Consider the following 12,480-nt stretch of genomic DNA (forward strand, 5'->3'; position numbering starts at 1 on the left):
AAGGCGATGCGCCTATTGCCTTGGCAGCGCGGCGCAATACGGACAGGAGGCGGGATTAATTCTCCCGCTTTTGCTTCTTCACCAACGGTTGAATGTTGATGGCGACCAAACGGTCCATGGCGCTGTTCATCTTTGAGCGCGACGAAAATGGGCCGACCTGCACTCGATACCAAACATTTTCATTGGAAAGTTTCACTTCTTCCACCTGGGCTTTTAGGCCCTGAAATCCAATGGTCGCCCGCTGTTTTTCTGCATCGTCAAACTCTCTGAAAGAGCCTGTTTGCAGCATATAGATAATCGCCTCGTTGGACTTTTTAGGTGTATAGGCTTCCACTTTGGGGGCCACCACTTCCGTTTCCGGAAGCATGTCGTAGAACTTGAAGCGCGGCTCGTCCGACTCTTTGACTTCTGTTTTGGCGACATTGGCGGATGAGTTGGGCTTGGATGTTTGCGCCGTCGCGGAAGAGGGGATTCCTGTATTTAACTTGGTTGCAGGCACAGAATTCAAGTAGAACAAAAAATAGAGAAAGGCGGCAGCCAAACCCAGGTTGATAAACCAAACCCAAGGTGAAATTTTCTTTTCAGGTTGCTTTGTAGCGGCTTTTTTACTCATTTACCTAAGATTAGTCAGTCTGTTAATACAGTGAAAGGTCCGACAAAGGCAGGTTTTGCTTTCCAGCGCATAATCCTGAGATAGCCGCTCTCTCGGCGCAACCCTCGTCAAACTCGCCATTATCCATGTCGCAGAAACAACTCGCAACCGCATGCTAGAGCGTTTCCAGCGGATCGACGTCAATCAACCATCTAAAATTTGAGGGCGTCGCTATTCCCTCGTTATATCGTAACCAATGCTTCAGAAACTGGCGCAACTCCGCTTTTTGAGGAGCGAATAGCCACAGGATTGCATGGAAGCGGTTTTGCTTTCGCTGCATTACGCTAGGGAAAGGGCCGTGAATCTCAATCTGCAGACCGCTATTAACCTGCTGCAGCTCCATGAGAGACTCTTTTAGCGTCCAGAGTCCTCCTAACGCCGCCTCCAGCGTGGGGGCTTCCGCTCGAATCAGGGCCATGCTAGTGAAGGGGGGGAGCCTGCCGGACTCGCGAATAAACAGCTCTTCTTCGCAAATGGCGTTGTAATCCTGAGCGGCGATGGCCTGAAGTAAAGGATGGCTCGGGAACAAGGTTTGAATGATGACTTTACCTTCCACTGTGGATCGCCCCGCTCTTCCCGCTACCTGCAATAGCAGCTGCGCTGTTTTTTCCGCCGCTCTGAAGTCGCTGCTGAATAATCCACTGTCGGCGTTAATAATTCCGACCAATGCCAGGTTAGGAAAGTCATGTCCCTTCGCTAACATTTGAGTGCCGACAATGATACAGGACTCGTTACTGCGAATTTGGTGGAGCTTGTCCTGCAGACTGCCCTTGGTTTGAGTCGTGTCGCGGTCGATACGAATGACGGGCGTATCGGGAAATGTCGCTTCCAAGAACTCCTCTGTGCGCTCCGTGCCGGCGCCGACGGCTTTAATGGAGTCTTGTTTGCACTTTGGGCAGCATGTTGGGAGTGGGTAAGTGCTATCACAATGATGGCAACGAAGTTGGGCCGCTTTCATGTGATAGGTCAAACGTGCGTCGCAATTCCGGCACTCCGCCAGCCACCCGCATTCGACGCACATTAATGTAGGGGAGAACCCTCGGCGATTGATGAACAGCATGACTTGGCGCTGTTCAGCCAAATGCTGTTTTATCTCTTCTAATAAAGGAGGGGATATTCCGCCATGCAGAGGTCGGCTCTTAATATCCAGCAGTCTGATGCTCGGCGTGTTGGCGTTGACGGCTCGTTGTCGCAATAAAATAGACTCATACCGCCTGCCGCGGGCATTCATGAGTGACTCAAGCGAGGGAGTGGCGGAGCCCAATACGATAGGGCAACTGTGCTCTTTGGCGCGCAATATGGCAAGGTCTCTCGCGTTATAGCGAGCGCCGTCCTGCTGCTTAAATGAGCTGTCGTGCTCTTCATCCACGATAATGCCGGCCAGATCATTGAAGGGGAGAAACACCGCAGAGCGGGTGCCAATGACTATTTGCGTCCGACCTTCCAGAACATTTATCCACACACGCATGCGTTCTTTATCAGTGAGAGCGCTGTGGTAAGCGGCCACCTTGTCGCCAAAGCGAGAAGCGAAGCGTTGTCTCAACTGAGGGGTGAGTGATATCTCCGGCGCGAGAGCAAGAAACTGACTGTCAGGGCGTTGGGTAAGTGCGAGTGCAATCCAGGCCAAATAGACTTCTGTTTTTCCGCTGCCGGTGACTCCGTTCAACAATATAGTGCGGAAGCTGTCTGGCTTAGAGACGATCGTGTTGAGAGCATCCTGTTGTTCCCGGTTGAGCAGCGGCGGCGCAAGAATTTGAGGTGTGGCGGTATTCCCCCCAGGAATATAAGAATGCGATTGAACCAGCCCTTTCTCTCCAAGGGCGCGCAATTGGGTTAGAGAGTATCCTTGGGCGGTGATATCGCCTTGCAGCATGGACTTTCTTTGTGAGAGCACGCTCCACAACTGCTTTTGCTTGGCGCCTCGTATTAGGTGATCTGCATTGCCTGCTGTGAGACCCAACGAGGAAACTGACCAGTAAGTCTCCTGCAAAGAATTGATTATATGCGCATCAGTGCTTGCCGTGCGCAGCGGCGGAGGGAGGGAGGCTAACACGACCTCGCCGATTGGGGCGTGATAATAATCGGCGACCCACTGGCATAGCTGGAGGATGACAGGCGGAATCAATGGTGCGCGATCAAGTATTTTGGCGACGGGTTTGAGCCGGGATACTGGCAGTTCTGATTCGTTGGAAATGGCAAGTACAACCCCAGTCAGGCTCCTGCGTCCGAAGGGAACTTGTACTCGCGTGCCCGGCGAGTAGTCTTTCCTGAGATCTGTGGATTGTGACGGGAGATAGTCAAATTGTCGGCGGAGGGGGACTGGCAGCGCTACGCTTACTACGAAAGAGGTTGACATTTCAGATTAAAGGAATCTAATGCTTGTGAATTGTTCACAATCTGGTATGATCACGCGTCTTTTCCACAGGCCAAATTGGTTGTGCGCTAGTTTGCCTAACATTGCGGTGCCCGACAAGTTCAGGGTTCGGGTAGCGGCAGGTTTTAAGCGAGGTAAGGTTATGAAGCAAGGTATTCACCCGGAATATAAAGAAATTACTGCAACCTGCAGTTGCGGTAATGTTATCAAGACCAAGTCTACTCTGTGTGAAAATATTCACATTGACGTATGCTCCAGCTGCCACCCTTTCTATACTGGTAAGCAGAAGGTTCTGGATACTGGCGGACGTATTGATCGCTTTAAAAAGCGTTTCGGCGGTCGCATGGGGCGTGCCGGCTAATCTCGGAACACCCAACAATAAAAAAGGCGCCTTTGGCGCCTTTTTTATTTTCTGGACCTGTGTCGCCCCAAGTAGGGCTTAAGTCGCTGAAACCGCCGTGGTTTCCCTTGAGCGCAGAAATTAAACACGTAATAATGTGCCTCCGGTTCTTTCGGGCAATATAAAATATATAAAAAAGTGGAGGTTCGTTTAGCCTTTTGGGCGACGGTAATCCCATCATTAGAGAGTAGGATAAAAGCAATGTCAGACGAGTTGAAAAAAGCGGCGCTGGAGTATCATGCACAACCGCGCCCGGGTAAGTTGAGTGTTGAGATTACCAAACCTACGGCGACTTCTCGTGATCTGTCCCTGGCTTATAGCCCGGGCGTAGCTGAGCCTGTTCGCGAAATCGCCAAAGATGCGGAAAATGCATATCGCTACACCAATAAGGGGAATTTGGTCGCAGTGATATCTGATGGGACGGCCATTCTTGGGCTGGGTAATTTAGGGCCCTTGGCCAGCAAGCCTGTCATGGAAGGTAAAGGCGTACTGTTCAAGCGTTTCGCTGGAATCGATGTTTTTGATATCGAAGTCAAAGCGGAGAGTCCACAGGCGTTTATCGATACGGTCGCTCGTATCGCTGATACCTTCGGGGGGATTAACCTCGAAGACATCAAGGCGCCGGAGTGTTTTGAGATAGAAAGAGTTCTCATTGAGCAATGCTCTATCCCTGTATTCCATGACGACCAGCACGGTACGGCCATCGTTACAGCGGCGGGCATGCTGAATGCACTGGAGCTGCAAGGCAAACAAATTGGCGAGGCCAAAATTGTGTGTCTGGGTGCGGGTGCTGCGGCGGTAGCCTGTATGAAGCTTTTGATTAGCTGCGGCGCGAAATCGGAAAATATCTATATGATTGACCGTAAAGGGGTCATTCATAGCGGTCGTGATGACCTTAACCAATACAAGGCTATGTTTGCCTTGGATACTGACAAGCGCACTCTGGCTGACGCTTGTGAGGGCGCAGACGTATTTGTGGGCCTTTCAGGGCCAGATCTGCTTTCGGTAGATATGTTGAAGAGCATGGCCCCGAATCCGGTGATTTTCGCTTGCTCCAACCCCGACCCGGAAATCAAGCCTGAGCTGGCGTTGGCGGCTCGTGACGATTTGATCATGGCGACAGGACGTTCCGATTACCCGAATCAGGTGAACAACGTACTGGGTTTCCCTTTTATATTCCGTGGAGCCCTGGATGTGCGTGCGACTGCTATCAATGAAGAGATGAAAGTCGCGGCAGTGAACGCTATCCGTGAACTGGCCAAACAGCCTGTACCACAGGATGTTGTTGACGCATATGGCGGTGAGCAATTCGAGTTTGGCAAGAACTATATCATCCCAAAACCGATGGACGTTCGTTTGTTGACGGAAGTATGCGCGGCTGTCGCCAGAGCGGCGGTTGACTCAGGTGTTGCTCGTTTGCCTTACCCCGAGCACTACCCATTGAACTCAATCGACGATATTAAAATTGTATGATTTGAGTTGAGGAATAAAAAGCCGCGCAATTGCGCGGCTTTTTTGTGGCGTGAAGGGGGGCTAATTAAAAATCATCTCCATGAGTGGCGTATCGTTGGAGCCACTACTTCCGCCGTCATAGGTGGGTGAGTCTTGGCGCACTACCTGTGGCGCCGCCTCCGCTTTAAACATTTCGAAAATCGCATTCTCCTGTCCCGGTGCTGCACGCTCGCCAGTGTCTGGGTCAATTTTCACCGTGACTATACCGGGGGGCTGTTTGAGCTGCGCTTCCGGCATGTCCTTAAGCGCCTCTTCCATGAAGTCGATCCATATGGGGAGCGCCGCGCGGCTTCCGTATTCACGTCGACCCAGTGTCGAAGGCTGATCAAAGCCCACCCAAACAGTCGTTGCAATGTTGGCGTTGTAGCCGGAGAACCACGCGTCGACCTGGTCATTAGTTGTGCCTGTTTTGCCTGCTAGGTCGTTTCTGCCAAGAGACAAGGCTTTGGTTCCTGTGCCGCGCTTAATAACGTCCTGCAGGATGCTATTTAATATGTAGACCGATCTAGGGTCGGCAATGGGGGGCGCTATATTGGCCTGATGTTGGTCATTGCTGGAGGATGTCTTTCTATTGTTGTCACATTGGCTGCATGCCACTGCCGGGTTGCTTTGATAAACAACCTTGCCGTTATAGTCGATGACCTTGTCTATAAGGTAGGGACTTACTTTATATCCACCGTTAGCGATGGCGGCGTACCCTGACACCACATTCATTGGCGTATATTCAACCGATCCTAAGGCAAGTGAGAGATTGCGTGGGATGCGGCTTTCCTCAAATCCGACTTGCGAAAGAAAGTTGACAGTAGTATCGATGCCTATCTTTTGCAGGAGACGTATCGAAACAAGGTTGCGAGACTGATAAAGCGCCTTTCTCAATCTCATTGGGCCGTTAAAATTCAAAGATGAGTTTTGCGGTCTCCATGAGTCCTCCAGATTGGCGTCTTCGAAAACAACGGGGGCGTCATTTATTGTAGTCGAAGCGGTGGCGCCATTCTCCAGAGCCGCCAGATAAACAAACGGTTTGAAGTTGGAGCCTGGTTGTCTCAATGCCTGAGTGGCGCGATTGAACTTGCTTAAAAAGAAGTCAAAGCCGCCAGTTAACGCCAATATGGCTCCATCCTCTGGCGCTAGTGAAACTACGGCGCCTTGAACGTTGGGGATCTGGCTGAGGAACAGTTTGTCATCATGCGGCTTCACATAAATGACATCGCCTTGCTTGAATATATCTTCTGCTTTTTTGGGGGGAGCGCCGCGCTCGTTAACATGAACGTACTTGCGCGCCCAGGCCATACCTTCCCAGGCCAGTGTGGCGGTGTCGCCGGAGGACATCAGCAGGGTCGCCTTCTTCTCTGTGACGGCGACGACCCATGCGGGTTTGAGCTCTCCAACAGAGGGGAACTCTTTTAAACGTTCAGCGACAATATTAAATGCGTCGTCGCCCTCTGGCGCGTCAATATGCCCAGCAGGGCCTTTGTAGCCATGGCGCTCGCTATATTCGACGAGCCCTCGCTTTAGGGCTGCGTCTGCTTCTTTCTGTAATTTACTATCTATCGTCAAAATGACATTGTAACCATCGGTATAGGCGTCGACGCCAAACCGGTTGACAATTTCCTGGCGCGCCATTTCTGCTACGTAAGGCGCATCCGCCTCAGGTTGGGCGCCATGATAGCTGGCGGTGACCGGAGCCTTGCGGGCCTCGGCCTGCTGCTCTGGAGTAATCATTCCCAACTCCTGCATGCGGCCTAGGATCCAGTTTCTGCGGATTAGCGCCCGATCCGGCGAAGCGATAGGGTTATATTTGGACGGGGCTTTTGGAAGGCCGGCGATCATCGCTGCCTGAGCAAGTGTCAGTTCTTTGATGCTCTTCCCATAATAAGCATTTGCTGCGGCCTCTATGCCATATGCCCTATTCCCTAGATAGATTTTGTTTAGGTAAAGTTCAAGTATTTCCGGTTTTTCAAGTTCGCGCTCAATCTTTAAAGCCAAAAGTATCTCATTGAATTTTCGGTCGAAAGTGCGTTCCTGACTGAGAAAGAAGTTTTTTGCGACTTGCATTGTAATCGTACTGCCGCCGGACTGAATGCGGCCAGTACTGGCAAGTTGCAAAGAAGCGCGCGCCAAGCTCTTTATATTAACGCCTTGGTGTTCAAAAAAAGCGGAGTCTTCCGCAGCAAGGAAGGCGTTGACAAGATTTGTAGGTATTTGATTGTAGGAAACAGGCGTTCTTCGCTTTTCGCCAAATTCACCTAACAGTTGCTGGTCGCGGGTATATATTCGCAGTGGAGTCTGTAGTTGGACGGATCTTAACTGCTCCACATCAGGCAGGTTGGGTGATAAGAAAAGATAGAAGCTGGATGCAATAACAATACCGGCGGCGAGGCCCGCCGCGAACATCCAACTTAAAAATCGTAAGAGCCTCACAAAATTTCGCATGTTTTTCCTGACATCTTTACAATCTATGTCTATTATTTAAGAAATTTCTTTAGGTTTGGATAACACAGTCAGATTATACGCTTTTTGCGCTGGAGATTTTAGTAATCTTCGAATGTTGGCTATGCTTTCAGAGCAGACTTTAACCTTTTAACCGTAGTGCGATAAGAAGGCAACTTTGTGTTTGGACTATTTGGAAAGAAAAAACAGCCGGTTTTAGGGCTTGATATCAGTTCTACATCGGTCAAGCTGATTGAACTCAGTCAGCAGGGCAGTCGATATCGAGTGGATAGTTATGCCGTGGAGCCTTTGCCGCCGAACGCAGTCGTTGAAAAGAATATCAATGATGCCGAAGCAGTGGGTGAAGTGATCTCAAGAGTTGTAAGCAAGGCTCGGGTCAACACCAAGCAGGCTGCGGTTGCAGTCGCAGGTTCAGCGGTTATCACCAAAGTCATTCAGATGAGCTCGTCAATTCGAGAGCAAGATCTGGAGTCACAAATTCAAATCGAAGCGGACCAGTATATCCCTTATCCTCTGGACGAAGTCGCTCTCGACTTTGAGGTGGTGGGGCCAAACGAAGTCAACGCAGAGATGATGGACGTTCTCTTGGCTGCGTGCAGACGGGAAAACGTTGAGCTGCGTGAAGATGCTTTAGAGATCGGCGGCCTTACCACCAAAGTGGTGGATGTCGAGGCTTACGCTATGGAACGAGCCATGGGGCTTATAGAAGCCCAGCTTGGTACGGGTGATGAGTCTCAAACCGTGGCTGTTGTGGATATCGGCGCCACCATGACCACACTGAGTGTGTTATCAGACGGCAAGACTATCTACACGCGCGAACAATTATTTGGCGGCAAGCAGCTAACGGAAGAAATACAGCGCCGATACGGTTTGTCGCAAGAGGAAGCGGGGTTGGCCAAAAAACAAGGCGGCCTACCGGATGACTACGAACAGGAAGTTTTGCATCCTTTCAAAGAGGCGGTTGTGCAGCAAGTGGCCAGGTCGCTGCAGTTCTTTTTCTCGTCTACTCAGTTTAATGAAGTTGATTACATCATTTTGGCGGGGGGAACAGCCTCAATTCCTGGTGTCGCTGAACTGGTTCAAGAGCGGGTAGGGACCACGACGCTGGTGGCTAACCCATTTGCAGACATGACAGTGTCGTCAAAGGTTAATGCGTCAGCATTAAGTAATGACGCACCCTCCCTCATGATCGCGTGCGGATTGGCAATGAGGAGTTTTGACTAATGGCGCGTATTAACCTCCGCCCCTGGCGGGAAGAGCTCCGAGCTGAGCGACAGAAGCAGTTTATTTCCGTACTTTTGGGTATGTTAATTATTAGCGCTGGCGCAGGTTTTCTTTGGCACCGTTACGTTGAAGGCTCAATCGAATACCAAGTTCAGCGTAATAACTTCGTTCGTAATGAAATCGCTCAGCTAGAGAAGCAGATAAAAGAGATTCAGGAGCTTAAGAAAAGACGTGCGGAGTTGATTGAGCGCATGAAAGTTATCCAAGACCTTCAGGGGCGGCGACCTGTTATCGTCCGAGTGTTTGATGAACTTGTTAAGACAAATCCGGATGGGGTCTATTTTACGAGCTTGTCTAAGGTTGGTGAAGTATTAGAGATAAAAGGAGTGGGTGAGTCGAATAGTAGAATTTCTAGTCTAATGAGAAGGCTTGATGAGTCGGCTTGGTTTAAAGAGCCCAATCTTACCTCTGTTAAGGCGCTTCAGGATAATGAATCAAAGAGTTCTTTTGATATGACTATTAAGCAAGAAGCGCCGATAGATGAATCTAAAAAAGAAGGAGGGGCGTGATTTATGAGTATCGCTGACACCTTCGAGAGTATGAAAGACTTTAACCTTAATGATTTGGACTTTAATAATGCAGGTTCGTGGCCTGGTCCGATAAAGGTGATTTGTTGCCTGATCGTTTCCGCATTGGTTTTAGGCGCTGTTTATTGGTTTGATATTAAAGAGCTTAATGTAAAACTGGAGAGAAGCCATGCGGAAGAGTTGGATTTGAAAAGGCAGTTTGAGTCTAAAGCTGCGCAGGTTTCGAATCTGGAGGAGTATAAAGCTCAAATGGCCGAGATGGAGAAGACTTTTGGAGATCTCCTCAAACAGTTACCGAGTGATACTGAAGTTCCAGGCTTACTTGAAGATATTTCATCAATTGGTTCTTTGAGTGGATTGGAGTTGGCGTCTATTGATTTAAGGCCTGAAATATCAAAAGAGTTTTATGTCGAGCTTCCAATAGATATAAAGGTCAATGGTGGGTACCATGATTTGGCTTCTTTTGTAAGTGGAGTGGCTGGACTTTCTCGGATTGTAACTTTGCACGATTTTACAATTAAGGCTGACAAAGAGGGAGGTCCATTGTCTATGGCAATTCAAGCTAAGACATACCGCTACAATGGGGGTGAGACAAGACAATGAGGTGCTATTTGCTAGTTTTGACGGCCGCTTTCCCATTGCTCCTAAGTGGATGTAGCTCAAATAGCGGCTTCGAGGATTTGCAGCTATTTGTTCAGGAAGTAAAAGCACGGCCTAAAGGTCGCATTGAACCTTTACCTGAACCGAAGGCGTATCAAGCATTTTCCTATAGTGCCGCTAATAGACGCTCTCCTTTTTCACAGCCCGAGGAAATAAAGTTGGCGCAGGTTGAAGCTACGCCTAAGAGCAATGTTAAGCCTGATTTTGACAGACCGCCTGAATTGTTAGAAAGCTTTTCCATTGGTTCGATGAATATGGTGGGGACCATCAATAAAGATGGAGAGTCCACCTTATATGCATTGGTGAATGATGGCCAGGGTGGAATTCATCGCGTGCGGAAAGGGCAATATATGGGGAAAAATCACGGGAAGGTGGTTTCTATTAATGAGACAGGAATTGAAATTGTTGAAATAGTTTCTGATGGGCAAGGCGGTTGGTTTGAGCGGCCTAGGACCCTCGGGTTGAAGGAAATAAATTAATGAAGGTATACCTTAGGCCATTTGAAAATCTCGTGGAGAAAACAATGACAGCGCGCATCTTGAAAGTATGGTTGTCGTTTATTGCGCTAGCCATAAGCGGTTGGGCTGGCGCCACCAGTTTAACCGGTATTGAGTTCGCAGCCTTGCCTGGAGACCGGACAGAAATAAAACTGCAGTTTGATTCTCCTCCACCAGAGCCTAGGAGCTACAGTATCGAGCAACCGGCTCGAATAGCTTTGGATCTTGAAGGGGTGGCAAATTCACTAGCTGAGCGTAGCCATGAGCTGTCAAAGGGTAATACTCAAAGCGTTACCGTGTTAGAAGCTGGTGGTCGAACCAGAGTGATTGTTAATTTAGTTGAACTTGTGCCCTACACTAGCGAAGTTAGAGGCGATACGTTAGTTCTTCGTCTTGGAGAAGGAGGGGGAAATATTGCCCCACAAGCACAGGTAGTAAACAAGTCTTCACAAAATGCAGCATCAACCGCTTCTGCTCGCTCAGCTAGCGCTTCTGCTACCTCAAAGCCTGCAATTGCAGAAGTAGATTTTTTACGAGGTGAGAAAGGTGATGGCAGGGTTCTAATTACGTTGACGAATCCTAAAGTTAGCGTAGATATGTCAGAAGAGGCTGGTAACATAAAGCTTGTGTTCAATGGTGTATCGCTTCCGGCTGAGTTGCAGCGTCGGCTAGATGTGACGGACTTTGCTACTCCTGTCCGCATCGTCGACTCGTTCGTCGAAAGTGGTAATGCTACTGTATTAATTAAGCCCGAGGGCGATTATGACTACTTGGCTTATCAGGCCGATAATCAGTTTACTCTGGCTGTAGAGCCTTTGACGGAGGAAGAGTCCGAGCAGCGGCGCAAAGATAAATTTCCTTATTCAGGAGAGAAGCTATCTCTCAATTTTCAAGATATTGAAGTTCGTTCAGTGCTGCAGTTGATTGCAGACTTCACCGGATTGAACTTAGTTGCAAGTGATACTGTGGGAGGGCGTATTACCCTCAGGCTACAAAATGTTCCTTGGGACCAAGCCTTGGAATTAATTCTTAAAACTAAAGGACTAGATCAACGTAAAGTAGGGAATGTTCTTTTGGTTGCCCCGGCTGAAGAAATTGCTGCGAGGGAAAGACTAGAGCTTGAGGCTAGTAAGCAAGTTAAAGAGTTGGCTCCAGTTAGGCTTGAAGTGGTTCAGATTAATTACGCAAAGGCGCAAGATATCGTTGGTCTGCTAAAAGAGGATAAGGATCTTATATCATCTAGAGGCTTTATCTCTTCAGATGAAAGGACGAATACCATTAGCATTCGCGAAACCGCAGAAAAGCTGGCTCAGGTGAGAAGGTTAATTCAAACCTGGGATGTGCCTGTAAGCCAAGTTTTAATTGAGGCTCGAATTGTAAGAGCAAGGACCGATGCTGTTTCTGACTTTGGTATTGAGTGGGGTGGGTTTTACGACAAAACGAATAGTGACTCTAGAATTGTTGTCGGCGGTTCTCGTGGGACAATGGTAGAGAGAGTCAATGGAGACCCGGTTCAATTTCCAGGAGCATTGGCTGTGGATTTGGGGGTTACGAAAACAAATGCAAGTTCTTTGGCCCTAGGTTTCCTCAAGGATAGTAGGTTAATATCAATGGAGCTATCTGCTCTGGAGTCCGATGGTAAAGGTGAGATCGTCGCACAGCCTAAGATAGTGAGTGCAGATAGGCAGACTGCTCGAATAGAGTCCGGTGAGGAAATTCCTTATCAAGAAGCAACGTCAAGTGGCGCGACCTCTATATCATTTAAGAAGGCAGTTTTGGCATTAGAGGTGACCCCTCAGATAACTCCGGATGATAAAATTATAATGGATCTGGTTGTTAATCAGGATTCGCGTGGAGATGTAACGGCAGGAATCCCTAGCATCGATACCAACGAAGTGAAGACTCAGGTGTTGGTAGGGAATGGTGAGACAATCGTATTGGGTGGAATATTCACAGCAGAGACCTCTACGACGACCACAAAAACCCCCTTCCTTGGTGATGTTCCTTATTTAGGGAGGCTCTTTACTAAAAAGGAAAATACTAATGAGAGGTCCGAACTCTTGATCTTCATCACACCAAAACTAATCACTAACGGCCTGATCGAAAACTAAGGTTAAGTGACG

The 12,480-nt window shown here is 48.9% G+C and carries 10 protein-coding genes; 7 read left to right on the forward strand and 3 right to left on the reverse strand.

Translation table 11 applies throughout. The annotated features are described in order from the left end of the window. Positions 1 to 55: 55 nt before the first annotated feature. Positions 56 to 499 carry an SPOR domain-containing protein gene (locus O5O45_RS30265; RefSeq protein WP_305902979.1) on the reverse strand — a complete coding sequence of 148 codons (444 nt, stop codon included), beginning with the start codon at positions 497 to 499 and terminating at the stop codon, positions 56 to 58. A 268-nt stretch (positions 500 to 767) separates the two neighbouring features. Further along, entirely contained in the window at positions 768 to 3,008 is a 2,241-nt protein-coding gene (locus O5O45_RS30270; protein WP_305902980.1) for a primosomal protein N', read from the reverse strand. Positions 3,009 to 3,168: 160 nt separating this feature from the next. On the opposite strand from O5O45_RS30270, the gene rpmE reads away from it, so the two are divergent. Both rpmE and O5O45_RS30280 read left to right on the forward strand, forming a co-directional pair. After that, on the forward strand, positions 3,169 to 3,387 hold the full coding sequence (rpmE, locus tag O5O45_RS30275) for a 50S ribosomal protein L31 (protein ID WP_305902981.1): 219 nt from the start codon (positions 3,169 to 3,171) through the stop codon (positions 3,385 to 3,387). A gap of 240 nt (positions 3,388 to 3,627) precedes the next feature. Beyond that, complete coding sequence (locus tag O5O45_RS30280) at positions 3,628 to 4,899, forward strand: malic enzyme-like NAD(P)-binding protein (RefSeq protein ID WP_305902982.1); 1,272 nt, start codon at positions 3,628 to 3,630, stop codon at positions 4,897 to 4,899. A gap of 60 nt (positions 4,900 to 4,959) precedes the next feature. On the opposite strand, the gene O5O45_RS30285 is transcribed toward O5O45_RS30280, so the two are convergent. After that, positions 4,960 to 7,371 carry a penicillin-binding protein 1A gene (locus O5O45_RS30285; RefSeq protein WP_305902983.1) on the reverse strand — a complete coding sequence of 804 codons (2,412 nt, stop codon included), beginning with the start codon at positions 7,369 to 7,371 and terminating at the stop codon, positions 4,960 to 4,962. Between the two features lie 177 nt (positions 7,372 to 7,548). Here O5O45_RS30285 and O5O45_RS30290 point away from each other — a divergent pair, with 177 nt between their 5' ends. The 5 genes from O5O45_RS30290 to pilQ are packed head-to-tail and all read left to right on the forward strand — an operon-like array spanning position 7,549 to position 12,468. Then, positions 7,549 to 8,613 carry a pilus assembly protein PilM gene (locus tag O5O45_RS30290; protein WP_216738677.1) on the forward strand — a complete coding sequence of 355 codons (1,065 nt, stop codon included), beginning with the start codon at positions 7,549 to 7,551 and terminating at the stop codon, positions 8,611 to 8,613. Then, positions 8,613 to 9,182 carry a PilN domain-containing protein gene (locus O5O45_RS30295; RefSeq protein WP_305902984.1) on the forward strand — a complete coding sequence of 190 codons (570 nt, stop codon included), beginning with the start codon at positions 8,613 to 8,615 and terminating at the stop codon, positions 9,180 to 9,182. Before O5O45_RS30290 ends, O5O45_RS30295 begins: the two co-directional genes overlap by 1 nt. A gap of 3 nt (positions 9,183 to 9,185) precedes the next feature. Continuing rightward, positions 9,186 to 9,803 carry a type IV pilus inner membrane component PilO gene (locus O5O45_RS30300; RefSeq protein ID WP_305902985.1) on the forward strand — a complete coding sequence of 206 codons (618 nt, stop codon included), beginning with the start codon at positions 9,186 to 9,188 and terminating at the stop codon, positions 9,801 to 9,803. 8 nt (positions 9,804 to 9,811) lie between these two features. After that, positions 9,812 to 10,339 (forward strand): pilus assembly protein PilP, encoded by a 528-nt coding sequence (locus O5O45_RS30305; RefSeq protein WP_305902986.1) that lies wholly within the window; start codon positions 9,812 to 9,814, stop codon positions 10,337 to 10,339. Next, positions 10,339 to 12,468 (forward strand): type IV pilus secretin PilQ, encoded by a 2,130-nt coding sequence (pilQ, locus tag O5O45_RS30310; RefSeq protein WP_305902987.1) that lies wholly within the window; start codon positions 10,339 to 10,341, stop codon positions 12,466 to 12,468. The genes O5O45_RS30305 and pilQ overlap by 1 nt, the downstream gene beginning before the upstream one ends. Positions 12,469 to 12,480 lie beyond the last annotated feature (12 nt).

Origin of the sequence: Hahella sp. HNIBRBA332 (assembly GCF_030719035.1) — a bacterium.
In the GTDB taxonomy this organism is placed as follows: domain Bacteria; phylum Pseudomonadota; class Gammaproteobacteria; order Pseudomonadales; family Oleiphilaceae; genus Hahella.